This is a genomic window from Cryobacterium sp. N22, assembly GCF_002929555.1.
Taxonomy (GTDB): domain Bacteria; phylum Actinomycetota; class Actinomycetes; order Actinomycetales; family Microbacteriaceae; genus Cryobacterium.
Map to the genome: position 1 here is coordinate 138,316 of NZ_PJJP01000038.1, position 24,895 is coordinate 163,210.

The window sequence follows — 24,895 nt, forward strand, 5'->3', positions numbered from 1 at the left end:
CTAGGAGTAGGACTCGGCGGCGCCGAGGGGCTCGCCGGCTCGCCAGTAGTTCACCGTGAGAAGCAGGCCGCCGATGACCAGGCCCAGGCCGATGCACAGCGTGGTGACGAAAAACGGGGTGTCCTCGAAGCCGAGGGCGATCCAGCACAGGCCCACGAAGGCGCCGCCGATGCCGGCGATCCACAGGTCGAAGCGCCAGCGGAAGGTGATCCAACGCCAGAGACCCTTGCCGGCGCTGCCGTCGACGGCCTCCGGGTGCGACCGCACCCGCTGCATGTAGACGGCCTTCTTCACCAGCGACACCAGGATCACCGCGAACAGGGCGGCGGCCAGGCCACCGTAGGAGGCGAGCAGCATCCACACCGCGGTGGCGTTGTCGTCTTCCAGGCCGGCGGGCCACGCGGTGCCGCCGATGAGGTTCTGCAACGGGATGAGCACCAGCAGTACCCAGGCCGCCAGGGGCAGCAGCAGCCAGGCGGCGTGCAGGCCCAGCGGCAGCGGCTTGAACTTGGCGGTGGTGGAGCCGCCGCGCCAGAAGGTGGTGTCGCGTTCGGCCATCACGCCGCGGCGGCGCAGGTAGCCCGGAATCAGGAAGCAGGCGGCGGCGACCAGCAGCACGGCCGGGAACGCGGTCATGCCGGACAGCGACGAGAGTTCTCGTTCCACAAAGCCGAACTCGGCCCGGTACTCCAGGTTTTCCTCGCTGATGCGGGCCAGCGTCTCGGCCTGCAATGAGGAGATTCCCACGATGGTCACAATGAGCAAGCCGACCGCCGCGAGGGTGAGCACCGCCCCGATCGAGAGCAGGATCAGGCCGCGGGTGTTGCGTCCTGTCGTGGTTTCGGGCGTGGCGGTGCTGTGGCTCATATCGAGTCGGCCTTCCAGGTGATCGAGTCAACGATCGCGTCGAACAGTTCGGTGAAGAGCTCGGGGCTCTCGACCATGGGTGCGGAAATCGTGATGCGCAGCAGGTCATCGCTGTGCGGGCGCGGCACCCAGTACACGACGCGCAGCGACGGTACCTTCTCCCCGCCGACCCGTTGTTGCGCGGCCTCGGACTCCCGGGCTACCGGTCCGCTCTGGTGTTCGAGCAGCACGGCACCGGGCAGGGCGGCGCGCAGCCGGTCGGCCACGGCCAGCTCGGCGGATGCGAGCACCGGCCAGCTCTCAATCGTGGAGAGCATCGCCGCGGGGAAGGGAATGCCGGGCATGAGTTCCAGGGACAGCGCGAACGACGTGGCGCCGGCATCCCGGGCCTGCTGCGCGGTCTTCACGAACTCGTCCCGGGTCTGCCGGCGCAGGCGCGCGGCACGATCGCCGCCGCCGACCTGCTTCTTCACCATGGCCACGATGCGCTTGGTCATCGCGGCCTCGTCCTGCAACGGGATGACCGCCCACGTGCCGGGCAGGATGATCGAATAGGTCTGGTCCGGGCTGACTACCTCGCGGGTCACGCGGTCTCCTCGAGTTCGATGCGCAGGGTCGCGGCAACCTCTTCGGTCTGGCGAGGCATGTTGACGAAGGCGCCGACGCCCTCGGCGGAGAAGACCAGTTGCACGAACTGGGCGGCACCGGGCGGGAACACGGCGAAGACCGTGCGCTCCTCGATGGTGGCTTCAGCGTCGCCCGGGTCGCGGCGGGAGATGAAGTTGTGCGCGGCGACGAACGGTCCGGCGGCAACCTCACCCTGCCAGGTGGTGACGCCGAGGTACTCGGTGCCCGGGAAGCGCCGGCCCTCGTCGGCCTGCAGCTCTGCCAAGTACGTCGCGGCGGCATCCTCGCTGGAGAGGCCGGCGCCGATGTCGGTGAGTTCGAAGCCAAGGGCACAGGAGGCCCGGCCGGACTCCGGGTACGGGATCCACACGGCGCAGCTCACGCGCGGGTTACCGATACCGGCGAGCCGCACCTGCAGCGTCTTCAGCTGCTCGCCGAGCGTGCGGCGACTGACGGCATCCGTCACCACCTCGGCGGCGAGGACCTCACCCCACAGTGCGGTCTCTGGGCCGCCGAGCGGAATCGGATACCAGGTCTGGTCGGCGTTGACGCTGAGGTCGACGATGTCCCTGTTGGGAAGCGGGGTACGCGAAGTCATCGGTCTATTCTCTCCCGAATGTCTTGCCGACCTGGTCTACGACGCCGGAGTAGTCACCGAGGAACGGCTCCATCGGGTTCTCCATCAGGCCGTCGACGGCCTTGTACATGGTGTTCACCTGGTACGTCGACAGCATGACGCCCTGGATGACCATGGGCCCGTCGAGAAGGTTCGGCGCCTTCGCGGCCATCCGGTAGAAGTCCAGCAGGTCGGTGTTGAGCTTCAGCAGATTGGTGGGCGCGAAGTTGTCGAGTGTGGGAAGCGCCTTCTCGGCCGCCTCGCGCAACAACTGCGCGGGGGACGCGCCCGCGGTGAATTCGGGCTTGAAGGACTTCTTGAATGCCTCGGCCAGCGAATCCTTGAAAGGCTTCGCCACGGTGGCTGCCGCGTTGTCGACGCTCATGAACGCCGAGCTGTGCCGGCCGACGCCGCTGATCTGTCGGCTAAGGGCCGGAGCGCCGTCGAGGCTGTTCGCCGCCTTGGTGATCATCGACGCGCGCAGGTACTTGGCGCCGATCGAGAAGATCTTGCCGCCGAAGACCGACAGCACCGCGCCGACAGCAGCACCGGCAACTGCCCACCAGCTGCCGTCACCGTTGATGGCCTTGACGGTGGCCTCGATGAGGGTGAGCACCGCGCCGACGGCGGCGAGCACCAGCAGCACCTGCCCCAGGATGGGCACCCAGGCCAGGAAGATGGCGAGCACGCCGGCCCAGTCGCAGATGACCTTGAGGATGTCGAGTGCCTTGGCGCCCCAGTCATCCCACCAGGTGTCGTTGAGGTCCTGGCTCTTCTTGCCCTCGACGACCTCGAGGATCGCGGTGATGGCCGTCTCGGCCGCCTGGTTCTTCACCGCAAGAGCCGCCTGCCACTCCCCTTGGGCGGCTTGCAACGCCTTGCCGGCGGCCTGGGCGGCTTCGTCGGCCTTGTCGGCGGCGGCAGTGTCGGTGGCGCTGGTCTCCGGGGTGGCGGTCTCGGCCGTGGCGGCGGTGCGCGACGCGGTGCGGCTGGCCGTCTCGGATTCGGATTCCTTGTCGCCGATGTTCGCGATGGCGGTGTTGGCGGAGTCCTGGGCGATGCGCAGCTGAGCCGAGTAGGTGATCAGGGCCTGCGCGGTGCCGGCGTAGCGGTCCTTGGCCTTGGTGATGTCGTCGGCGACCTTGCCGGCCTCCTCGCGGATCGCGTCGATGGCCTTGGACGTCATGCCCTCAACCGACTTGATCGAGTTGAGGGTGGTCACCGAGCGGGTGATGGCGTTGGCGATCTCGGCGTAGTGCTGCGCCTTGGTGCGCAACAGGTCGGGATTACCCTCGAGTGCACGGAATTCGGTGTCGGTCATGATGATTCCTTCGGCAGGCTGCGGGAAGATCTCGGGGTGGCCCGGCGGGCGGATCGCGGCATGGGCGTCACTTCGGGGTGGCGGTCTGCTGCGGCGGGGCCGAGTCGGTGAGCGCCTTCGCGAGGCCGTCATCCACCTGGGTGAACCCGTCGGTGATGCCGTCGATCTTCTTGCGCAGCGCCTCGACGGCTTCGGTCATGGCCTTGCGCTTGTCGTTCCACTTGTGCGCGAAGTCTTCCACGTGGTTGCCGAGGTTGTCGTGGCCGGTGGCCGTGGACACATCGTTGCTGAAGTCGTCTGCATTGGTGAATTCCTTCACGACGGCGTCCAGGTCGTCCCGCAGCTGATGAAGCAGCTGCAGGTTGATGATGAGATCACTCATGATCGATTCCCCCTAAGTGTTCGGCTTGACCGGCTGCGCCGCGACGGATGCGCGTTGGCTGGCTGCCTGTTAGCACAGTACCGAACCCGGCGAATGGGTTCGATGGGCAGCGGTCCCCATCACAGTGCCCACTGCCGGTCTCGACCAACGAGATGGTCGCGACCAGCCGCTGATCGAGCCTGTCGAGATCCCGCGAGCCGGGCACGTTCGCGAGGCCAGGTCGCCAGGTCTCGACAAGCTCGACCAACGAGATGGTCGCGACCCATACGTTGATCGAGCCTGTCGAGATCCCGCGAGCCGGGCACGTCCGCGAGGCCAGGTCGCCAGGTCTCGACAAGCTCGACCAACGAGATGGTCGCGACCCACACACCGGCCCGACCAACGAGATGGTCGCGACCCACCGTTGGTCGAGCCTGTCGAGATCCCGCGAGCCGGGCACGTTCGCGAGGCCAGGTCGCCAGGTCTCGACAAGCTCGACCAACGAGATGGTCGCGACCCATACGTTGATCGAGCCTGTCGAGATCCCGCGAGCCGGGCACGTCCGCGAGGCCAGGTCGCCAGGTCTCGACAAGCTCGACCAACGAGATGGTCGCGACCCAAACACCGGCCCGACCAACGAGATGGTCGCGACCAACCGTTGATCGAGCCTGTCGAGATCCCGCGAGCCGAGAGTCCAGCGCGAGTCAGCGTCACGAGAGCAACGGCAGCTGCACGCGCACGAAGTTGCCCTTGGCGATGAGCACGCCACGGCCGGGCGGGAACTCCGCCCGGTTCATCCGCGGCAGCGCGGTCTTCAGCAGGATGTCGCCCTCCACCGATTCGGGCTGCAACAGCAGTCCGCGGCGGGCGTTCTTGATCTCGCCGAACAGCGGCCAGGACGAGTTCCAGGCGCTGGTCTCGGCCTCGGCGAGCAGGAAGTGGTCGCTGCGCTTGACCGCCCGGGTGAGCTCGAGGATGCCGCCGTCCGCCGGCGTCTGCAGGAAGTCGCCCAGACTCTCCACGAACACGGCGATGCGGCCCTCGGTGTCGGGGTCGGCCACCGCCGCCGCGAGGTCCTTGGCCAGCGCCGCGATGGCGTCGACGGTGGTCGCGGCCTCGGTCCACAGGCCCAGCCGGGAAATCGGCGAGCGGGCGTTGCCGAAGTAGTACAGCCGGGCATCCGGTTCGAACCGCTTGAACGCCAGCGCGATCGATTCGATGGCGGTGCTGCGACCACTGGCCGGCGGACCGGCCAGCAGCAGGGTGCCGGAAGGCTCGAAACCGGCCGGGCCCAAGTCGATGTCGCCGAGACCGAGTACCACTCGGTCGCCGACCCGGGCGGGCAGCTGCGCCTGCGGGAACTCCTTGGGCAGCGCACCGATCGTCGGCGCCTCGGCGACACCCGCGCGGCGCATGGCGTCGGCGAGCCGCTTGGTGGCGGCGGACTGCGCGGATTGTGCGGACAGGCCACCAAGGATGGCGATCTGGGTCTCGAAGCCGTCCACGATGGCGCGGCCGGCGGGTGACTTGATGCTGAGGATGTCGCCGGGCACGTCGAGCATGCCGTAGCCGTCGTCGGCCAGGCGCAGCACCACCTTGCGCTGGATCGCCGAGGAGATCGACGCGGGCACGGCGCCGGCCCGGTCGGCGGTGATCGCCACGTGCATGCCCAGCTGGCGGCCGTCGGAGAGGATGTCCTTGAAGACGTCGAACCACTGGGCGCGGCCGGCCATGATCTCGAAGTCGTTGCGGAAGTTGGGGAACCCGTCGATGAGCAGCAGGATGCGCGGCTCGGCCGGCTGGTTGGCCAGCTGACGGTACTCGGTGATGTTCGACGCATTCGCCTCGGCGTAGAGCGCCTTGCGGCGGTCGATCTCGCCCTGCAGGGTGCGGAACAACCGCACGACACGTTCGACGTCCTCACCCATGATGATCGAGCCCACGTGCGGCAGCTGGTCGAGCATGCGCAGGCTGCCGGCACCGAAGTCGAGCCCGTACACGTGCACCGGGCCGCCGCGCGGGGTGATCGCGGCCGCGCAGGCAAGGGTGCGTAGCACCGCGGACTTGCCGGAACCGCCGGTGCCGAAGATGGAGATGTGGCCGTCGATGTCGGGCCGGAAGTACGCGGAGACCTGCTGCTGCTGCTCGGCGATGTCGGAGACACCGAGCAGGAGTTCGGCATCCGTGCGCTGCCGCAGCAGGCTGAGGTCGTAGGCGCCGGCGAGTTCGTCGAGCCACGGCCGGCGGGGCGCGGGGATGCCGGCGCCGGCGTTGGCAGCGACGATGGTGGTGACCAGGCGCTGCTGGTCGGTGGGGCCGAGGTCGCGGTCCTCGTCGACGTAGTCGACCGCTCGGGGTTCCTCCCAGCGGCTTTCGGCGCCGAAGCGCAGCTCGTGCACGTCGATGCCGGCCCGGTCGGGTTCGCGGCTGGTCCAACCGCCGGCGTAGGCGGACTGGAACTGCGCGAGCCGGCCGGGGCCGGTCTTCGCGACGCCGCGGCCGGGGATGGCGGGGTCGAAGTGGGCGGACTCCTTGGTGCCGATCACGTCGGTGCTGTCGGACTCGTCGGCCATCCGCAGGGCGATGCGCAGCGGGGTGTTGGCGCGCAGGTTGTCTTTGATCACGCCGGCGGGGCGCTGGGTGGCCATGATCAGGTGGATGCCCAGCGACCGGCCGCGCTGGGCGATGTCGACGACACCGTCGACGAACTCGGGCACCTCGGTGGCCAGGGCGGCGAACTCGTCGATGACCAGCACCAGGGCGGGCGGGCTGTCGGGGTCGCCGCGCTTCTCCAGCTCGAGCAGGTCCTTGGCCTTCTTGCGGTTGAGCAGGTGCTCGCGGTGGTGCAGTTCGGCGCGCAGGCTGGTGAGCGCGCGGCGCACCAGGTGCGGGCTGAGGTCGGTGACCAGGCCCACGCAGTGCGGCAGGGTGACGCAGTCGGCGAACGCCGAGCCGCCCTTGTAGTCCACGAACAGGAAGGTGACCCGGTCGGGGCTGTACTCGGCGGCCATGCCGAGCACCCAGGCCTGCAGGAACTCGCTCTTGCCGGCGCCGGTGGTGCCACCGACGAGGGCGTGCGGGCCCTGGGTGCGGAGGTCCAGGTGCATGGCGTCGACACCGGCGGAGCCGATGATGGCGCGCAGTTTGCCGGCCCGGCGGGGCTTGGGGGTGCCGCCGCTTCGGTCGTGGATCGAGGTGTTCTGCTGCCACCGGTCGATGACGGCGGCGCTGGTCTCGACCATGTCGTGGCCGAGCAGGGTGACCAGGGACACCGTGCGGGGCAGGTCGCTGGCGTCGGCGACGAGGGCGCCGGCGTCGATGACCGGGGCCATCCGCTTGGCGAATTCGAGGGCGGTGGCCGAGTCGACCTGTTCGGTGGCGACGTTGTCGATGGTCTCGCCCAGGCGCACGAAGCCCACGGTGGCGATGCCGGGTTCGTCGCCCAGGTGCAGGTAGGTGCGGCAGACGGCGGGCAGCGCCGCCACGGTCGGGCCGATCCAAATGGGGTACACCCCGGCGTCGGCGGCGATCTCAGCGAGCTGCACGAGCCGGGCCCGGTCGATGGCCACGTCGTCGGAGATCAGCAGCACGATCGCGGGGATCGGGGACTTGGTGCCCTCATGGGTGCCGGATCCGCCGACCTCGCCGCCGCGCTCGAGCGCGGCATCCGTTTGCACCATGGCACCGCGGCGGCTGGCCTTGGCCTGGGCGAGGCGCTGCTCCACGACTCCCTCGATGCCGGAGAGCACCGCGCTGGCGCTGGCGGCGCTGTCGGCGAGGTGGCTGCCCTCGATGGGGCTGTGCGGGGAGGAGGTGTGCGGCATCCACTTGAGCCACTCCAGCTCACGGGACCAACGCGGTGTGACGAGGGAGGCCACGACGAGTTCCGCGGGTGAGTGCAGGGCGGTGAGCTGCACCAGGATCGAGTTGATCGACCCCATCGCCTGGGCGGGTGAGCCGGCGATGCCCAGCGCGCCGGAGTCGTAGAGGTTGTCGATCAGCGGCACGCCGTCGAGGGTGCGGTTGGCGTCGACCACTTCGGTGAGCTTGGCCTCGAACTCCGGCAGCATGTCGCCGCGGCTGGAGTCGGAGATGGTGTTGCGGGAGTTCATGGTGCCGCAGCCCAGCCGCACGTTCAGGAACGACCAGTGTTCGGGCCGGCGGGTCCAGAGCATCGGCCCGCGGTTCATGGCGTGCTCGTGCGCTTCCAGGGTGGAGGGGGATTCCTTGAGCCGCAGCTCGTGTTCGATCACCCGTTCGGTGGCCAGCCGGGCGGTGAGCACCTCGAGGCGGGCGCCGAACTTGGCCACGGCCTTGGCCATCCGGCGTTTGTCGCGGCCCTTGGTGGTCAGGAAGTTACCGATCAGCATGACCGGGGAGAGCAGGCAGAACAGCAGCGTGGTGGGGCTCTTGGTGAGCGCGAACATGGCCCCGCCCAGCAGCAGCGGGGTGATCATCGCCAGCAGCGGGAACGGTGCGTCTTCCTTCTCGGTGGGCACCTCCGGTGAGATGAACTCCTGGCCGAGGTAGCGCTTCTCCACCTTGGGCGACCGGTTGAAGAAGATCGGGCCGGGCTTGGGCGCGCTTTCGGGCGCGGCGCCGGCGACCAGGCTGATCTCCACCTCGGAGTCGCCGAGCAGCAGCCGTTCGGTCTTGGCGATGCGCAGCCGGGCCACGATGCCGCCGTCCACGACCACCCCGTTGGCGCTGCCCAGGTCGATGACCTCCACGGCCTCGCCGATCTCCAGTCGCACGTGCTTCTTCGACACCAGGCTGTCGTGCAGCACGATGTCGCAGGCGTCGTCGCGGCCCACCAGCAGGCTGCCGGGCGCCAGCGGGAACTCGCGGCCCTCGTCCGGCCCGGACAACACCTTGAGCTGCGCGACCGGGGCCACCGTCAACGTTGACGGGGCCTGGTAGAGCACGCCGGCGTCGGCGAGGCTCACGGATGCGCCGGAGCCGATCCACGCCTCCCCCACCGGGCCGTCCGGCGGCAGGGTGAGCGGCACGCTCTGGCCGGGCAGCGTCGCCCGCAGGGTGAGGAACCGGTCCGGCGAGTGCGTGGTCTGCGCATCGACCCGGCTGATGGTGCCGGCGATTTCGGAGATCGTGGCTGCCGCATCCGCGGTGACGATTATGTCGCTGGCGGCGCCGTTGGGGCGAACCAGGGTGAGCTTGAGGCGCATTCAGTTCCTATGTCAGTAGAGCTGGTGGTGCGGGGACGGGGCTATTCGCCGCGGCGTTCCCACGGCCAGAGCGGCCGGCCGTGCTCGCCGTAGTGCGAGGCCAGCAGGATCGAGTACACGAGCGCGACGAGAAACGCCAGTGCTCCCACGGTGAGGGCGAACGGGCTGGCGAGCATGCCGCCCGCGAACAGGATCACGCCGAACGGCTCACCGTTGCCGGCGGCCACGAGGATGGCGCCGGTGGCGATGAACAGGCCGTATGCGGCGATGCCGGTGGCAACGGCAAACCCCACCACGACACGTTGCTTGTCGGGTGGGGTCTTGACGCCGAGAACGATCAGCATGAGCAGCACCAGCAGAACGGCGACGATCGTCATGGTGGGGCCCACCAGCGGGCCGGCCGACCTGTCGGGGATGACCTCGAGGTTGGTGGCCAGGCTGATCAGGCCGAACGAGGCCACCAGCAGTGCGGCGTAGAGCACGGTCGCGAAAACCGCGACGATGGTCGCGTATTTCTGGTAATCGCGCATTCTGTGCTCCCCCCGCACTGCCGACGGTTAGACCGAACGGGCGAGCTGCGGTCCTTCGGCGAGCTGACGCTCGTATTCGGCCTTGGCGGCGATGTTCTTCGCGGTGATGCTGCGGCCGCGACGGGCGATCCAGGCGCCGAACCAGATCGGCACTTCGCGGGCCACGATGGCCGCGGCGATGGCGCCGGGGTTCAACCACTGGGTGCTCACGAAGCGGGCGGCTTCGGCGGGAGTGAGGTTCCACGCCTGCACGGCGAGCAGGGCGCCGCCGATGTAGGAGAAGTAGACGACCACGGCAACGAGGAAGCCGCCGAGCACGTAGGCCCACCAGCCGGCGCGGTTGAGCACCGCGACCAGCAGCGCGAAGGCGAGGAAGAAGAAGATCACCGGCACGTAGAAGACCGGCAGCACCAGGAAGTCGGTGAACCGGCTGGTGGCGTCGGCGACGGAGGCCGCGTTGGCCGCGGAGATGAAGAACGCGATGACCGCGTAAACCACGGCGAACACCGCGGTGGCGATCAGGCCGATGAGGATGCCGGCGGCCCGGTTGCCCAGGGTCTTGGGCGGGGTGGGCGCGGTGACGTACACCGGGCTCTGCGAGAACTGTTGGGTCTGCTGCTGCACCGGCTGCTCCACGGTGGCCTGCGCGACGGCGGGTGCCGTCGTGGCTGCCGGGGTAGGCACGTAGGTGGGCGTGTAGTCCTTCTGCTTCGCAACGGCTTCATCGCGGGCAACCTCGGCCGGGGTGGGCTCGGCGGTGAGTCGTTCGACCTTCTCGGTCGGCGCCTCCGACGCGTTGACCGTCGCCGGGGCGGCCGGTTCGTAGTCGATCGGCTCGCCGGGAACGTAAGCGGGCTCGGGGGTCGAGGTCTCGGCCGCATGCTCGCGCGCAGGCTCGTCGACGGTCTTGCTCGGGTCGGCCACGGTCGTGGGCTCCGGGCTCTGATCGTCGTAGATGTGCTCGGTGGGCGCATCCGCGTTGTGGTTCTTGTTGCCCTCGGGGGGCGTGGTGTCGGTCATGCTGCACTCCTCGTGAGCCTCGCGGCCGTAGCTCTGTGCTGCAACTGTAGCAATTACGGGGGTCAAGTCGACGGAAGCGCGGGGCGCGCGGCGGCTATCCTTGCGTATCGCCAGTCAGTCAGCTGGGGCTAGTTCAGCCGGCGCGTCTGGCAGGAGTACATAAACCAGTCCGGTGATGAGGGCGGTGACGTTCGATTCACCCTCCTCTACGGTCTCGGCAGTGGTGGTGACGCCCGACACGAGGACTAGGCGCTCACCGGTCTGCAGACCATTGACGAATTCGAGGGCGTTTCCGTAGCTGCCGTTGACCGTCACGGTCACAGTGAGGGAAACGAAGTTGCCGGCCGTGATCTGAGCACTTGTCACGGGGGGCACGCCGGCTAGCGGGGCATCGACGGCGCCTTCAGTCGGTGCCGTGTCTGTCGCGCTGGGCTCTGCCGTTTCACCAGCATCCTCGGCGGCGACAACCTCGACCGGCGCATAGGGCACTGCATCGGACACGGTAAATCCAGTCAGGACGACTTGGCTTCGTTCAGCAAGAGCGCCCAGCTGCTTGACGAACGCGGGCATCTGGGTTGTGTTCGGCACTGAGTCTTGCAACGGCTCCAGGTCGGCCTTTAGGTCGTCCAGTCCCTCGAAATCCTTCTCAAGCTGGGCTAAAACCGTGGCCTGGCTCGCGTTAGAGGCTGCCACTAATCCGCGCTGCTCATCGGCAGCTGCCTTGGCGGCCAACTGGGGTTGGATGCCCAGCAAAACACCGACAACCATCACAATGACCATGACAAGGACGGACCCGATCATCCAAAGCTTGTTTCTATCCACAGTTACTCCCCCTCGGTGACGAAGCGGTGCGCAAACGCGGCGTCATTTATGTGCATGGTGACTTCAGCGGTGTAGACCCCGGCGTCGTCACGGGTCACCGATCCGGGGAGAGCGTCGGCGAACCCGGGAAGTGTCGCTAGGGCGTCCAGCCAGGTCGGCACGTCGGGAAGGGTGGAACTCGTTGCGGTGAAGGTGACCGTAGCAACTCGTGCGCCTTGAAGCGGTGCGGTGGGCTGGACATATCTCGTCAGTGGTGTCGCGGAGTCGACGGCAACTGAATTTATCGTCACACTGGCCGGCAGAATGGCCTGTACGCCCTGGAGGTACTCTTTCCAATCGATCTCGGTCGAGGCGCCCACCTGCTGGGCAGCCTCGATCAAATCGACTTCACGTTGTACCGTGCGCACCTCAATAAACTCGTACTGCTTTTCCAGGAGTGCCGGAGTCAGTGCCTGCTCGCTCGTCAGTTGAGCCTGCGCCTGCAGGGCTACCGCGAACGATGCCGCCGTTCCCACGACCACGATAGCCACTACTCCAATGACAGCGAGGCCCAGCTTGCGACGGACCGCCGTGGCGGCCCGCTCCTTCTTCACTTCCGGCGGGAGCAGGTCTACGGTCGGTTCGCCTCCGACCACCAGCGAGTCGTTGTTCGCTGCCCGACTCACGCGGCACGACCGAGTGCGAGGCCGAGGGCCACCGAGTAGGCAGACACGTTGGTTAGCAGTTCTTTGGTGTCAAGCTCGTGCGCTAAAACGACGGTTGATAGCGGGTCGCCAACGACAACCGACAGGCGTGTCATTTCAGCCAGCGCCTCTGGAAGGCCGCGCAATTGTGCGCCACCGCCACTCAACACGATTAGGTGCACCGAGTCCATGGGGCGAGTGTTGACAAAATAATTGATGGTGTTACGGAGGCTCGAAAGTTGCTCTTTCGCGATTCTATAAATCACCTCGACCGCTACCTTGTCCGCGGCAGCCACCGCACCCACCGCCAGACCGAGACGTCGCTTCAGGTCGGCGGCCTGGGCGGCTTCTAGCTCGAAGTCACGCTCCAGCGCCTGGGTGATGTCATCACCGCCGGTGGCAATAATTCGGACAAACTGCGGAACGCCGTCGGTGGCAATGACGACGCTCGTAGTGCTGCCCCCGATATCGACCAGGGCGACCGTGCCCTCGACGCCGGGACGGGAGAGTAGCAATCGGCTCAGCGCGAAGGGAATAAGGTCAACGTCGATTGTGGTCAGCCCCGCGAGGGCGGTGGTCTTGATATTGGCCAGGACTGCAGCCTTAATTGCAGCGATGAGCAGGCCGCGTACCATGGGCCCATTCTCGCCTTCCACCTCCGCGATCGGGTAGAAGTCGAGGACAGCCTCAACGACGGGGATCGGCAGCATGTCCTGCACTTCGAAGGGCAGGGTTTCCCGAATGCGTGCCAGCGGCATCTTCGGCACAGACAGTTCGCGGGCGAGCACCCGCTGGTTCCCCATGCCAAGCACCACGTTCTTGCTCTTGAACCGTCCTGCCGACCACAGTTGCCTCAAGACCGCGGCCACTGCCTCGATGTCGACGACTTCGCCCCGGCTCACCGATCCCACCGGCAGTGGAACCTCGTGGTATCGCAGCAGCGTCGGCTGCGCCTTGCCCGGGTTGCTCACCTCAACAGCGCGCACCGACACCGTGCCGATGTCAATCCCTACGACGTTCGTGGCCACTTGAGTGCTCCTCTATTGCTGATGAAGTCCTTCATTGCTATACCGCTCCCAGAAGCGTCAAGTAACCGTCCCACACTCGGTCACCAAAGAAGATTCCCACCCACGCACCGGCCAGCATCCAGGGACCGAACGGAATACCGCTCTTTCGCGTCGCCCGCCGAGCGACGAGCAGTCCGACGGCGTAGAAACCGCCGAGAAGGAACGCCGCGAATGATCCAACTGCCAGCTCTCCCCAGCCCAAGTAACCCAGGAACAGCCCGAGAACTCCCGCAAGCTTAACGTCGCCGAAGCCCATACCGCCGGGGTACACCATCGCCATCAGGAAGTATGCGAACCACATCGCCGCTAGGCCAATGCCGGCGCGCAGGACCGCCCCGAGATCGCCCGATGTCAGGGCAGCCAGTGAAAGCAGGACGGTGCCGACGATATACCCGGGCAGCACGATCGAATTCGGGAGACGGTGCACGTCAACGTCGATCAGTGCCAGCGCGATGCTCACGGCTGCTAAGTAGAAAAACGCACCCAGAACCAGCAACTCGTTCGTGATTCCGTTTGCATTCGTCGGCTCGTCCGTGAACAGGTGCAATGTGACAGCAACGAACGCCGCAGCCGTTCCAGCTTCGACGAGTGGGTAGCGTACCGAGATGGCCGTGCGGCAACTACGGCATTTGCCGGCGAGCAGAATCCAGGACAGCACAGGGATGTTGTCCCGGGAGGCAATGGCCGCGCCACAGCGAGGGCAGGAGCTCGGAGGGACGACGACCGACATGCCTGCCGGCACCCGGTACACCACGACATTCAGGAACGATCCGATGGCGAGACCAAGCACGGCGCTGAGCACCGAAACGAGGACTGTAAAACTGGCCTGCAACGGCTCGATCACGGGATCGCCACTCCCTTTGCCGTAAAGGCCGGCTTCACCTCGACCACGACGTTTACGCCGTAGGTGGTCGACACTGGCGAAAGGAATTTCGGAGGCGCGACGTAACGGAATCGGTCATCGTAGCCATAGGCCTTTGTATACCCGTTGCTACCGCTGCGAACGATTCCCCGGAACTTCTGGGAGATTGCTCCTTTTACGGTCAAAATGCCCTGGCTGCCTCCGCGGTCATAGTTCTGCACCTGGAAGGTGTGCGAAACCGAAAGGATGGCCGCATTGATCGTTCGATTGTTGCCAAGGAGCGCTGAGTACGATCCGCTCGAGTATTTCACTGGGTTCCACACCCACACTGCGTTCTGGCCCACCAAGCCGAGCACGTCATCCTGCGCGGTCGCGTAGGTGACATCGCCGGTGATGTATACGTAGTTCTCCGCGGCGAGAGTCATCGCGCCGCGTAGCGTACCCTGCACGAAAAGATCGCCGTTTCTACAGCCGTAGGACGACGAGATCGAGTCGACCCACTCGCTGGCTCGCGGATACCCGATGCCGTTTCCGGCTGCACAAACCGAGTTCGAATACCCGCTGGGGTACATCAAAGTGCCGCTGGTCGGCCAAGTGTTCGGATTCCCGACGGTCGTGGGAACATTTTGCACAAAGATCAGATTGCGGTCGAGCACATCAATTGTCGCGCCGGTGGAGGAAGCCAACCCGTTGGTGCCGGCTCCCGGCGTGCCACATACGGCCGGAGTTGTACCGGACGTTGCCGGATCCCCAGCCACATTCGTCTTTTTCGTCCACGGTGATTTCACGTTCATCTTGCCATCGCTGGTGAGGGTGATGCTCGTGGGCCCCGTGTACAGGCATCCGGGCACGGCCACCACGGCGATCGGCAGGTCGGAGCGGGTCTCGTCTTTCATCTCCGAGTTCGTCTGGGGCATGGCTATTTTGGGGCTATAGGTCGGGTTGCCCTTAGAGAAGACCTGACCGGTGCAGGTGGAGCCATTCGAGTCCCGTTTGAGGTAACGCAGGCCGGCCGCGGGGTTGTTGGAGGTAGTCACGATTCCGTTGAAGGTTGCCTGGCAGACCCGGAGCGTGTCGTTGGAATGTAGCGGCCCGTTAATGACGTCACCATTGCCGAACGCAATATCACTGCACTGACTGTAGGGCGGGTTGGGTCCGGGCCGACCCTGCCAGGCGTATTTTTCGCATGTTGCCACGTCGTCACCGTTTTGATCGGGATCCTGAATTTCGTAGTCGGTGAAGTAGAGGAAGTCGATGAAACCTTGCTGTTTCAAGTTGGCGACGATAGATCGGGTGGCGTCCCCGACGCGGCCGGTGGCGCGAATGCGCAGGATGCCAGAGTCAGAGTACTGCGAGGTGTCCACCTCGTAACGGTAGGAGGCCCGCCCTCCACTGCCTTCGACTACTCCCCAAGTTCCGCTCGCCCCCACGCCGAAGGCAGGGTTGGCCTGGGTGCCAGTTGGCAGGCTTAGCGTACTGCTGGTGCTGAACGGTGCGGCCGAGTTGCCGTAGATCATGTAGGCATTGTCGTTGGCCAGCCGACTCTCGTATTCCTCAACACCCGCATAGGCAGCGGAGCCTGCTGCGCTCCAGTTCTGGTCGGAGTTGGCCTTGATGAGTCCACTCACGGACGTCGTCAAGGCCATCGTCACCAGAATCAGCATGACCATCCCGGTACCAATCACCATTGGGAGTGCGACACCGTCATCTGTGCCGGCCGCGCGGAGACGAGCGAATATGCGATTGATCGTGAGCATCAGGGCCCCGTCCGGAAGACTGGGAGGTTGGGCATGCCGACGGTGTTCTGTAGCGTCACCGCTGATCGAGAGTCGGTTGCACTGCCCTGGAGGGTCATGGTGACCTTCACAGCGGCGATCGTATCTCGCTGGTCCAGGGTGAGCCCAGCGGAAGGCGCTGTGAGTTCAGTTCCGTCCTTGAGCACGTAGGTGAAGAGGGAGGGCGCGCTGCCACTCGGTGCTGCAACCGTTCCGGCCATAATCCTGGTCGAGCTCGACGTGGGCGAAAAAGTGAAAAAACCCGAGCCGATGGGCGACTCGATGGCCGGCCACTGCGTTTCGATCAGCCGACGGCTGGTGTCCAGGGAGAGCCGAATCTTCACTGGCAGTTCAGCGGAGGACACCAAGTTGATGTAGGCATAGAGAGTGACCGACTCCGGGAGTGCAGATTCGAGCGCCGGCTGGTTGGCCGCTCCGGAGACCGGATTTTCTGTCGCGGCGCGGATGACCCGCGATACCTCGTTCATGCCGTTCGACGCCTCACGGCTGTTGGCGCTCACGATGCGCGTTTGCGACACCGTTCGCATGGTGCTCAAGTAAAGGCCGGAGATCATCGTGGCCACGATTGCGAGCAACAGCATCGCCACCAGAAGCTCTACCAGGCTCAGGCCCTGCTCGCCGCCCTTCAACCGGCGCCAGCCGGCGGTGATCACGGGGCCACCACAATTCGCGGGTCGAGAGTCAGGAGGCCAGCCGCCGACACGGTCGACGGCGGCGGCGCAGTCAGGCCGGTCGAGACCGCAATCGTCGCGGTAGCTGCGGTACTGCCTCGGTAAAGCTTCCAGACCCCGTACGGGAGAGCTATCGAGACCGAGTCGTTGGTGAGCTTGTCGAAGGTATATATCATGGTGTCCGCACAGCCGGCTGCTCCCGTTCCCGGCGCATGGGCCTGCGAGATCGCCTTGAGAAATTGCCCGTTGAGTCCGGTAACCGTGGCCAGTCCCATCGGCACCGCAGTCGCCACGCTACCTCCAGGCACCGTCGCTACGGCCGGAAAAGCAGGGCCCACCGCACCGCCTGCGCCGGGAGTGGTCCATTCGGCGGGGTCTGGCGAAAGGCACCCGGGCAAACTGGCGCTTGGCGCAACATACTTGCCACTGAAGACTCGGTAACCGGAGGGGAACGCGTGCAGCGCGAACGCCTTGGAGAGTGCGTTGGTCGCGGCCGAGGGCGTGTAGAGGGGGTAAGTGCTCTTGAACGTGGTGTCCAGATTCGTCGGAATCACGGCCGAACCCGCGGGGGCGTTGGACGCGTAATTGACGGTGTAGGCACCGGACCTGTCGTATTGAAAGGACACCGATGCTGCCGTGCCGGCAGTGACGCCAACGAAGGTCAACGGGGTGGCCTTCTGATTCACGTCGACGGAGTTGGCCGCCGTGATCGACACGTTATAGTTCCCGGGTGCAACTTTGAGAATATAGCTGCAGCCTTGAGCATCTGTCGGCTCAGGGGTCTCGGTCAGAGCCACGGCGCCCGCTGCAGGAGTGGCCGGGGCGGCCGTGACTGTCACACCAGCGTTGCCAGCTCCCGATGCGCCGCGCACGGATACCAGAATGGTCCCCAGCGTCGGGTCATTGATTCGGGTACCGGGCGCGATTACTGTGTCGGCGCGAACTGCGGGCGTGGACGCTCGCATACCGGCCCAGGTGACGGAGACGTTGACACGCTTGTACTTGAGTTGTCCACCGCCGGACCCGCAGGTGGCGTCGGCGCTAGTGCTCGTGACCCAGTTGGTTGTGCGGTGAATGTAGAAGGTCGTACCGTTCATCGTGGACGTTTTGTCGGCGTCCACCAGCGTGAAAAGATCCTCGACGGCCCGGCTGAGGTCTATTTCCTGCGCGACCAAGTTGGCTGCCGCGGTGCGGGAGCGGTTATCGCTGCCCATCGTGAGCGACAACGTAAGGGCATATGCCACCGACACCGAGATCATGGCGAACACCATCATGGCAACGATGATCTCGATGAGAGTGAGACCCGACTGCCGAATGTGACCGTCGCCGAGTCGAGCACGAATCCAACTCATGTCACAACTCCTGGCGTTGTTTAGTGCAAGGTACGGCTCTTCTCACCACGTGGGGTGCCGCATATTGCAACACCCCACATGGTGCGCCCGACGCATTTCGGGCCCTATTTTGCTACGGAGCCGTGCAGGCAGTGGGAAGAGTCGCCGGTGAGACCAGCTTTACAACCCCACCCGATTCAAGGGCGTAGAAGACGGAAGCGCCGGAGCTTGTGCTCTTTCCGGCCACACAGAATGCGCTGCCGGTGCCAGCCTTGTAGCTCAGCGCGGAGGTGTTCGCGCCCTTGGATGCGCCGGCGTTGCCCGCGTCGGTGGTCGGCGCGCCGCCAGTGATCACTGCGGCAACCGTTGGGAGTGTACCTGTGCCCGTCTGCATGCTAACGACGGCCGTCTTGAGGTTTGAGACGTCGGACTGCGCCGAACTGTCCTTGGCATTGTCCTGCACACCCAAGTACACCGGGATGGCAATGGCGGCGAGGATGCCGATGATGATCACCACGACCAGGAGTTCGATCAGGGTGAAACCTTTTTGGTTTTCATCGGGGTTGTTGCGACGGCGGTTGAGAGCGGCGAGGCTGCGAGCTAGCACGAGAGATCCTTTTCTTTGGGCGTCGGTGACCTTGCGGTCGGGCCCGTTCGGACTTGCCTAATATTCGCAGGTTATTTTCAGGTAAAAACCCAAAAGAAGAGTATTTTGTGAAGTCTTAACCCCCAGAACGGGGGGTAGGTGGAAGGGGCTACATCCATCGCACAATGCGCGACTATGGCCGCAATTAATCCAAGCCTTCTTCAACGTCCGCATCGGTACAAAGCTACTTAATGGCACCCGCGATGCTGAAGATCGGCATGTACAGCGCGATGACCATGCCACCGATGATCACACCAAGAAATGCGATCAACAGCGGTTCTATAGCCGCCGTAAGTTGCTCAGTTGAGGATTCGACTTCCTGGTCGTAGAACTGCGCAATCTTGTTGAGCATCGTCTCCAGCGAACCGGCGTCTTCTCCCACCGCGATCATCTGAGTGACCATCGGTGGGAATACGGGCTGTTGCCGTAGCGGCGCCGCGATGGACTGGCCCTGGCGAACGGATTCAGCAACCTTAGTGAGGGCGTTTTCAATCACCCAGTTGCCGGAGGTTTCGCCCACGATCTTCAGCGCCTGCAGGATGGGGACACCCGCACCAATCATGTTCGCAAAGTTCAGGCTGAACCGAGCGACCGCGATCTTCTGGAGGAGCGGGCCAAAGACCGGCAGCCGGAGCTTGAGAGGATCGAGCTTCATGCGCACTCGCAGGGTATGTTTGTTTGTTCGCCACCACAGCGCGAAACCAATACCGACGACCAGCAGGACAGGCACCACGAACACCATGGAATTTGAAACGTGCACCAAAATCATGGTGGGCAGGGGTAGCGCGCTGCCCAGCCCTGTGAACATCTCCTCGAAGATTGGGACAATGAAGATCAGCATAATCATTACTGATACCAGGGACATCAACAGCACGATGACCGGATAGGTCATCGCCGATTTGATGGTGCCTCGAAGCTTGACTTCTTTTTCGAAGTTCTCCGCAACCGATTCCAAGGCCCCATCGAGGAAACCGCCTGTTTCGCCGGCTCGCACCATGTTGATCATCAACGGGGGAAACGCCTCGGAGTGCAGCGACAGAGCATCGGAGATCGATATCCCCGTTTCGACATCATCCCTGACTTTGATCAGGATCGTTGTGAGCGGCTTGCTCTCTGTTTGATCGGCAAGAATGTTCAGGGTTCGTAGCAGCGATAGCCCCGCGCCGATCATTGTGGCCATCTGGCGACTCATGATCGCCAGGTCTTTCAGACCGACACCCTTACTCAGCCCCGGAATATTGATTTCGCGGCTGAGTCCGCTTGCCGCCGGCACTAGGGACATCGAAATCGGCGTGAGTCCCATAGTGCGCAGGCGCGCAACGGCGGCGCCTTCGGAGGACGCGTCCAGCCGGCCCTTGGTCGCTTTGCCCTCGGCATCGCGGGCCGTGTACGCGAAGGCGGATGTTGATGGCATTAGTGCCCCTTGCCGCCCGAGTAGGCGTCACCGAAGTCGATGCCGTCGGCCGACATCGGTGAGTTCGCTGTCGCCGTTGCCGCCGGGTCCACCCGCCGGATCAACTGGGTGAGGCCCTGCGGATCCTGCGCCTTTTCCTCGGCCGATGCATGGCTGATCAGACCCGCGTCGACGAGCTCAGCCAGGTGCTGGTCCATGGTGTGCATCCCCTGCGCACGACCGGCCTGCATGGCGGAGGGAATTTGGTAGGTCTTGCCCTCACGAATCAGGTTGGCGATGGCAGGGGTCGCAAACATCACCTCGGTGGCTACCACCCGGCCGTGGTCCACCCGTTTCACCAGGGTCTGGCAGACGACTCCCTGCAGGGTCGCCGCCAGCTGTGAGCGCACCTGCGCCTGCTGTTCCGGCGGGAATACGTCGATCAGGCGGTCAATGGTCTGCGCTGCGCTCTGGGTGTGCAAAGTCGCGAAAACGAGGTGACCCGTTTCCGCGGCGGTGATTGCCACCGAGATGGTTTCGAGGTCTCGGAGCTCGCCGATCAGGATCACATCGGGGTCCTGACGGAGAACGTGTTTGAGGGCTGCGGCAAAGCTTTTGGTGTCGCTGCCAACTTCACGCTGGTTCACCAGCGACATCCGGTGCTTGTGCAGAAACTCGATCGGGTCTTCCACCGTAACGATGTGGTCGGCGCGGGTGCGATTCACCTCATCCACGAGAGCGGCCAGGGTGGTGGACTTACCCGACCCCGTGGGACCGGTGACGAGCACGAGGCCACGTGGCATTGCCGCGAAACGAGACACGGCCTCGGGCATCCCCAGGTCCTTGAGCGGCTTGATATCGCGTGGGATCAACCGGAAAGCGGCACCAATCGATCCGCGCTGCTGGTAGAAATTCACCCGAAAGCGGGCACCGTTGGCCGTATAGGCGAAGTCGAGTTCCAGCTCCCGCTCAAACTCCATGCGTTGGGCAGGAGTAAGGATACTGAGCAGCGCGTTCGAGACCTTTTCGAACGCCCAAATCCTCGCGCTGTCGAACGGGCGCAGGCTGCCGTTCACCCGTAGGTTGGGTGGTGCGCCGACGGTGATGTGCAAGTCCGAGCCGTTGAGATCGAGCACCTCCTGCAGTGCGTCCAGGAGGTCCTGGTCGGGTCCTGTCGTGACTTCCGGCCGCTCGGCGCGCCTAGGTCGGGTGGCATCGGCACGTGCATCCGCCCGCGGGCGAAGGACACGCCCAGAGTCTGAACCTTCCAGTGCCGACCGGGTGAGGTCTGGCGGAGATTCCGCGCCCATCCGGGCCGGCTCAGCGTGGGTCGGAAATACCGTCACGGCCTCGGCAGGTTCACCGTACTTTGACTTGAACGGGACCGTTTCGGTGGCCGGAGAATCTGCCGGGTCGGCTAGATACCACGGCACGGGCTCGGCGGTGGGCGCCTCTGGTTCGGCCCCGGTCTCTTCATCTCCGTGAGGACGCTGCGGCGGAGTCACCGGAATGTCGTAGATGGGCTGGCTCATGTGGATGTCCCCTTTTGCACTACGCGACCACTCGTAAGATTTCTTCGATCGATGTCAAACCCAGGCGGGCCTTCGCCCAGCCGTCTTCGCGGAGGGTGATCATGCCCTGGTCGCGCGCGACGCGGGCGATTTCGGCGCTTGATGACCGGGCGACGGCGAGACGCTCGATCTCCTCGGTCACGGTCATGACCTCATGGACGGCAATTCGTCCGCGGTAGCCGGTCTTGGAACACTGTGTGCAGCCGACCGGCTCATAGATTGTCGGCAACGGCTGAGCCGGGTCGAATGCAAAACGCAATCGGGTCAGGTCCGCTGCCGTAAGTGCCGACGGTGCCTTGCATTTGTCACACAGGCGCCGGGCGAGCCGTTGTGCGACCACGCAGTCCAGGGCCGACCCGACGAGGAACGGTTCGATTCCCATTTCGGTGAGGCGGGTGATGGCACTCGGGGCGTCATTTGTGTGAAGTGTTGACAGCACGAGGTGCCCTGTGAGTGAGGCCTCAATGGCGATCTGGGCAGTTTCGTGGTCGCGGATCTCACCCAGCAGCACGACATCCGGGTCGCTTCGCAGGATGGAGCGCAACGCGCTTGCGAAGGTGAGACCCGCCTTGACGTTCACCTGCACCTGATTGATGCCCGCCATGCGGTACTCAACCGGGTCCTCGACGGTGATGACATTGATTTCGGGGCGGGCGACCGCCCCGAGGGTGGTGTACAGGGTGGTGGACTTACCCGAACCAGTGGGGCCGGTGATCAGAATCATGCCGTACGGCTTGCTGTAGGAGGTCTGATAAGCCTCGAAGTTGCGCTCGAGCAGCGCCAACGCCCGAACATCCAGGGTGGTGTTGGAATTGTCGAGAATTCGCATAACGACTTTCTCGCCCCACACGGTTGGCAGCGTCGCCACCCGCAGGTCGATCTGTCGACCGGCGTGCCGCACGGTCATTCGACCGTCCTGGGGCTTGCGGCGCTCGGCGATGTCGATGTCGCTCATGATTTTCAGTCGAGAAATGACACCGTTTTGGATGCTCTTCGGGGCCGTCTGCATCTCGTGCAGCACCCCGTCGATGCGGTAGCGCACTCGCAGGCTATGTTCGCCAGGCTCGATGTGGATGTCGGAGGCGAGGTCCTGGATGGCTTGACTGACAAGTAGGTTCACGAAGCGAACGATCGGGGCATCGATCTCCGCCGGGTCGGAGACACCGAACGTGGCACCCTCGGCGGCGGCGGCAGCGTTCTCTTCTTCGAGGGTAGAGGTCAGGTCGCTGAGTTCACCGTCGGCTCGGTGATAGCGGCTGACGGCCGCGAGCAGATCGGCACGTTCCGCCACAACCTGGGTGACCCGCATCCCGGAGGCCGCTCGAACATCGTCGACGGCGAAGACGTTTCCGGGGTCGACCATGGCGAGCACCAGCCGGTTGCCGTCGATGAGGATCGGCAGTACCTCGTGCCGTCGGCAAACTGACACCGGCACAAGGGCCACGGCCAGCCGGTCCACCGGGTAGTCAGTGAGTTCCACGAACGGCAAGTTCACTTGGGCGGCCCGGGCCTTGGCGAACTGGGCCTCGGAAATGACTCCCTCGGCGACCAGAGCGCGCACCGCGGTCTCGTCGGCGGGATCCCCGGCCATCAGCGTGTCCAGAACCTCGATGGGCAGCAAGCCGTGCAAGATCAGGATCTCCGTGAGAGTCGCCATGAGAACTTTTCCCTACGGGTGGGGCTGCGCGGAAACGGAGCGCACGCAGCTGGTGAACCAGCGCCCGAATGAAATGACGAGTCACGCTATCCCAGACCTATTCGGGTGGCGAGAACCACCTTCGGGGGCCAGGGTTTTGGCCAGCCAGCCCGGTGCCATCCGGGAAGTCGAGGCCTATCTGTACCTTAGCGGCTGAGCCACCGGATACACGCCATCAGGGGCCGTGGGCTGCCGGATTTCGGGTGATCAGGCGCCGGCCCAGATGGTGTTGACCATGTCGTGGGTGTAGCCATCCGGACCAGCGTTCACCCAGATGGTGGCCAGCCAGATGCCGCCGCGCAGAAAGTGCGACTGGCCGTACTTGCCGATGTCGGTGGTGGTTTCGGTGATGCACCGCAGCCCCCCGAGCTCTTCGTAACACTCCATGCCCAGCCCGCGGAGGCGTGCCTCGACGGCGGCGGTCTGCTCGGCGGTGACCCACACGACGCTGGTGGACACGCCGGTGTCGGACGCCCCGTCGGGCGTGACCCACCGGCAGCTGAGGTGCTCGTTGGAATTGATGATCGCGCGCAGCTCGGGGTCGTCGGCGCCGTCGCGAACGGCGGCGCCGGGCTCGGTGGTCCACGCCGGGTTGAGCGCCAGGTCGCCGAACGCGCCGACCATCGTGGGGCTGTAGATCTGCTCGCAGGACGCGGGCTTGGGCGTGCCGGGTTCGAGCACGGCGGTGGGGGCGCTGAGCGCGGCCGCGGCCGCCGGCGCGGCGGGCACCGGTCGGGCGTTGGGGTCGACTGCGGGGGCGGGCACGGGCCGGGGCAAGAGAATCACCCACACGGCGGCCACCACGACGAGCACGGTCACAATGCCGCCCAGGATCAGCAGCACCCACTGCGTGAGGGGCGTGATCGTCGGTGTTCCATGAACGGGCATGCGGCCTCCCTGAGCGCGATCCTCCCGGAGGATTTTGCGCACAGCATAGCCCGGACTGGGCGAGGAGGTGCTGCTTAGGCGCCGGCCCAGACGGTGCCGACCATGTCGTGGGTGTAGCCATCCGGGCCCGCGTTCACGTACCGGGTGGCCAGCCAGATGCCGTCGCGCAGAAAGTGCGACTGGCCCGCGATGCCTTCGGCACCCTCGGTCGATTCGGCGATGCAACGGATACCGCTGAGCTCTTCGTAGCAATTCAGGCCGTCACCGAGCAACCGCTGGTGCACCGCCTCGGACTGCTCGGCCGAGACGAAGACCACGTTGGAGGTGAGGCCGCTGCCGGAGCCGCCATCGGGGTTGCCCCACACACAGGTAAGGTGCTCCGCACCCTCGATGAGAACAATGAGCTGTTCGTCATCGGTGCCGAACAGCACCCCGGAGTTGACGTCTTTTTCGGCCCAGTCGGGGTTCAGGGTGCCGGTCTCGTTGAGGGTGGCCAGCATGGCGGGGCTGTAGATCGCTTCACAGGAGGCGGGGTGCGGCCCGGTGGCGGCTGGAGGGGCGGCGCTGGCCACCGCGAGCGGCTCCGCGGTCGCCGACGGGGTGGGGCGGGTGCCCGGCAGGGAGTCGGAGCCGGAGGGCGTGCCCGCTCCCCCGCGCCAGACCACGAGCACCACGATCAGGGCCACGACCAGCAGCACGCCGACCGCGCCGAGGGCGAACCACAGCGGGCGCCGGGACGGTGAACCAGTCGGCATCGTTGCAGCACCCATGGCGGTGACCCCCTTAGAGAATTTCCCCCAGCCTAGCTGGCCGATTGCCTCCGGGCCCGATGGGGAGCATCATGGGTCGCGAGCCACCGTGTGTTCATGACTCCTTGTTGCGCGACCTAGTCCGCACTGTCTGTCACACGGTGGCTCCTCGCATTAATCGGCCGCATCCGC

At 65.3% G+C, this 24,895-nt stretch carries 22 protein-coding genes; 1 reads left to right on the forward strand and 21 read right to left on the reverse strand.

Annotation, left to right across the window (positions count from 1 at the left end):
• From CXY76_RS14625 to CXY76_RS14645, 5 genes are all read right to left on the reverse strand, one after another.
• Positions 1-867 carry a hypothetical protein gene (locus CXY76_RS14625; RefSeq protein WP_104165783.1) on the reverse strand — a complete coding sequence of 289 codons (867 nt, stop codon included), beginning with the start codon at positions 865-867 and terminating at the stop codon, positions 1-3.
• Positions 864-1,454 carry a hypothetical protein gene (locus CXY76_RS14630; protein ID WP_104165785.1) on the reverse strand — a complete coding sequence of 197 codons (591 nt, stop codon included), beginning with the start codon at positions 1,452-1,454 and terminating at the stop codon, positions 864-866. The genes CXY76_RS14625 and CXY76_RS14630 overlap by 4 nt, the downstream gene beginning before the upstream one ends.
• A complete protein-coding gene (locus CXY76_RS14635; protein WP_104165787.1) occupies positions 1,451-2,092 on the reverse strand; it encodes a hypothetical protein in 642 nt (213 codons plus the stop codon). The genes CXY76_RS14630 and CXY76_RS14635 overlap by 4 nt, the downstream gene beginning before the upstream one ends.
• Before the next feature lie 4 nt (positions 2,093-2,096).
• Entirely contained in the window at positions 2,097-3,431 is a 1,335-nt protein-coding gene (locus CXY76_RS14640; RefSeq protein ID WP_104165789.1) for a putative T7SS-secreted protein, read from the reverse strand.
• 67 nt (positions 3,432-3,498) lie between these two features.
• Positions 3,499-3,813 (reverse strand): hypothetical protein, encoded by a 315-nt coding sequence (locus tag CXY76_RS14645; protein ID WP_104165791.1) that lies wholly within the window; start codon positions 3,811-3,813, stop codon positions 3,499-3,501.
• Between the two features lie 251 nt (positions 3,814-4,064).
• On the opposite strand from CXY76_RS14645, the gene CXY76_RS14650 reads away from it, so the two are divergent.
• Positions 4,065-4,454, forward strand: coding sequence for a hypothetical protein (locus CXY76_RS14650; protein ID WP_104165793.1), 390 nt, complete (start codon positions 4,065-4,067; stop codon positions 4,452-4,454).
• 48 nt (positions 4,455-4,502) lie between these two features.
• Here the strand turns inward: CXY76_RS14650 and CXY76_RS14655 are convergent, their stop codons facing one another.
• The 16 genes from CXY76_RS14655 to CXY76_RS14730 all read right to left on the reverse strand — a co-directional run bounded on the left by CXY76_RS14655 (position 4,503) and on the right by CXY76_RS14730 (position 24,709).
• On the reverse strand, positions 4,503-8,978 hold the full coding sequence (locus CXY76_RS14655) for an FtsK/SpoIIIE domain-containing protein (protein ID WP_104165795.1): 4,476 nt from the start codon (positions 8,976-8,978) through the stop codon (positions 4,503-4,505).
• Positions 8,979-9,019: 41 nt separating this feature from the next.
• Positions 9,020-9,508, reverse strand: coding sequence for a DUF6121 family protein (locus CXY76_RS14660; protein WP_104165796.1), 489 nt, complete (start codon positions 9,506-9,508; stop codon positions 9,020-9,022).
• A gap of 27 nt (positions 9,509-9,535) precedes the next feature.
• On the reverse strand, positions 9,536-10,528 hold the full coding sequence (locus CXY76_RS14665; protein ID WP_104165798.1) for a hypothetical protein: 993 nt from the start codon (positions 10,526-10,528) through the stop codon (positions 9,536-9,538).
• Positions 10,529-10,642: 114 nt separating this feature from the next.
• A complete protein-coding gene (locus CXY76_RS14670) occupies positions 10,643-11,350 on the reverse strand; it encodes a hypothetical protein (RefSeq protein ID WP_158253915.1) in 708 nt (235 codons plus the stop codon).
• Positions 11,351-11,352: 2 nt separating this feature from the next.
• Positions 11,353-12,015, reverse strand: coding sequence for a hypothetical protein (locus tag CXY76_RS14675; RefSeq protein WP_104165802.1), 663 nt, complete (start codon positions 12,013-12,015; stop codon positions 11,353-11,355).
• Positions 12,012-13,061: a type IV pilus assembly protein PilM gene (gene pilM / locus CXY76_RS14680; protein ID WP_104165804.1), complete on the reverse strand. Its 1,050-nt coding sequence runs from the start codon at positions 13,059-13,061 to the stop codon at positions 12,012-12,014. Before pilM ends, CXY76_RS14675 begins: the two co-directional genes overlap by 4 nt.
• Positions 13,062-13,098: 37 nt before the next feature.
• The gene (locus CXY76_RS14685) at positions 13,099-13,944 is read right to left on the reverse strand and encodes an A24 family peptidase (RefSeq protein ID WP_233199872.1); all 846 of its coding nucleotides are present in this window, start codon (positions 13,942-13,944) and stop codon (positions 13,099-13,101) included.
• Positions 13,941-15,719 carry a hypothetical protein gene (locus tag CXY76_RS14690; protein ID WP_104165807.1) on the reverse strand — a complete coding sequence of 593 codons (1,779 nt, stop codon included), beginning with the start codon at positions 15,717-15,719 and terminating at the stop codon, positions 13,941-13,943. The genes CXY76_RS14685 and CXY76_RS14690 overlap by 4 nt, the downstream gene beginning before the upstream one ends.
• Positions 15,719-16,411: a type II secretion system protein J gene (locus CXY76_RS14695; protein WP_158253916.1), complete on the reverse strand. Its 693-nt coding sequence runs from the start codon at positions 16,409-16,411 to the stop codon at positions 15,719-15,721. Before CXY76_RS14695 ends, CXY76_RS14690 begins: the two co-directional genes overlap by 1 nt.
• A complete protein-coding gene (locus CXY76_RS14700) occupies positions 16,408-17,781 on the reverse strand; it encodes a prepilin-type N-terminal cleavage/methylation domain-containing protein (RefSeq protein WP_104165811.1) in 1,374 nt (457 codons plus the stop codon). Before CXY76_RS14700 ends, CXY76_RS14695 begins: the two co-directional genes overlap by 4 nt.
• Positions 17,782-17,893: 112 nt before the next feature.
• Entirely contained in the window at positions 17,894-18,367 is a 474-nt protein-coding gene (locus CXY76_RS14705) for a type II secretion system protein (RefSeq protein WP_104165814.1), read from the reverse strand.
• 223 nt (positions 18,368-18,590) lie between these two features.
• Positions 18,591-19,820, reverse strand: coding sequence for a type II secretion system F family protein (locus tag CXY76_RS14710; protein WP_158253917.1), 1,230 nt, complete (start codon positions 19,818-19,820; stop codon positions 18,591-18,593).
• Positions 19,820-21,331: a PilT/PilU family type 4a pilus ATPase gene (locus tag CXY76_RS14715; RefSeq protein ID WP_304481758.1), complete on the reverse strand. Its 1,512-nt coding sequence runs from the start codon at positions 21,329-21,331 to the stop codon at positions 19,820-19,822. Before CXY76_RS14715 ends, CXY76_RS14710 begins: the two co-directional genes overlap by 1 nt.
• A gap of 19 nt (positions 21,332-21,350) precedes the next feature.
• Complete coding sequence (locus CXY76_RS14720; RefSeq protein ID WP_104165816.1) at positions 21,351-23,027, reverse strand: GspE/PulE family protein; 1,677 nt, start codon at positions 23,025-23,027, stop codon at positions 21,351-21,353.
• Between the two features lie 246 nt (positions 23,028-23,273).
• Complete coding sequence (locus tag CXY76_RS14725; RefSeq protein ID WP_104165818.1) at positions 23,274-23,954, reverse strand: hypothetical protein; 681 nt, start codon at positions 23,952-23,954, stop codon at positions 23,274-23,276.
• 74 nt (positions 23,955-24,028) lie between these two features.
• Positions 24,029-24,709: a hypothetical protein gene (locus CXY76_RS14730; RefSeq protein WP_104165820.1), complete on the reverse strand. Its 681-nt coding sequence runs from the start codon at positions 24,707-24,709 to the stop codon at positions 24,029-24,031.
• Positions 24,710-24,895: the final 186 nt, after the last annotated feature.

Coding starts and splice junctions, on each gene's coding strand:
- CXY76_RS14625 (WP_104165783.1), bottom strand. CDS start 867: ATGAGCCACAGCACCGCCACGCCCGAAACCACGACAGGACGCAACACC.
- CXY76_RS14635 (WP_104165787.1), bottom strand. CDS start 2,092: ATGACTTCGCGTACCCCGCTTCCCAACAGGGACATCGTCGACCTCAGC.
- CXY76_RS14640 (WP_104165789.1), bottom strand. CDS start 3,431: ATGACCGACACCGAATTCCGTGCACTCGAGGGTAATCCCGACCTGTTG.
- CXY76_RS14645 (WP_104165791.1), bottom strand. CDS start 3,813: ATGAGTGATCTCATCATCAACCTGCAGCTGCTTCATCAGCTGCGGGAC.
- CXY76_RS14650 (WP_104165793.1), top strand. CDS start 4,065: ATGGTCGCGACCCATACGTTGATCGAGCCTGTCGAGATCCCGCGAGCC.
- CXY76_RS14655 (WP_104165795.1), bottom strand. CDS start 8,978: ATGCGCCTCAAGCTCACCCTGGTTCGCCCCAACGGCGCCGCCAGCGAC.
- CXY76_RS14660 (WP_104165796.1), bottom strand. CDS start 9,508: ATGCGCGATTACCAGAAATACGCGACCATCGTCGCGGTTTTCGCGACC.
- CXY76_RS14665 (WP_104165798.1), bottom strand. CDS start 10,528: ATGACCGACACCACGCCCCCCGAGGGCAACAAGAACCACAACGCGGAT.
- CXY76_RS14690 (WP_104165807.1), bottom strand. CDS start 15,719: ATGCTCACGATCAATCGCATATTCGCTCGTCTCCGCGCGGCCGGCACA.
- CXY76_RS14700 (WP_104165811.1), bottom strand. CDS start 17,781: ATGAGTTGGATTCGTGCTCGACTCGGCGACGGTCACATTCGGCAGTCG.
- CXY76_RS14710 (WP_158253917.1), bottom strand. CDS start 19,820: ATGCCATCAACATCCGCCTTCGCGTACACGGCCCGCGATGCCGAGGGC.
- CXY76_RS14715 (WP_304481758.1), bottom strand. CDS start 21,331: ATGAGCCAGCCCATCTACGACATTCCGGTGACTCCGCCGCAGCGTCCT.
- CXY76_RS14720 (WP_104165816.1), bottom strand. CDS start 23,027: ATGGCGACTCTCACGGAGATCCTGATCTTGCACGGCTTGCTGCCCATC.
- CXY76_RS14725 (WP_104165818.1), bottom strand. CDS start 23,954: ATGCCCGTTCATGGAACACCGACGATCACGCCCCTCACGCAGTGGGTG.
- CXY76_RS14730 (WP_104165820.1), bottom strand. CDS start 24,709: ATGCCGACTGGTTCACCGTCCCGGCGCCCGCTGTGGTTCGCCCTCGGC.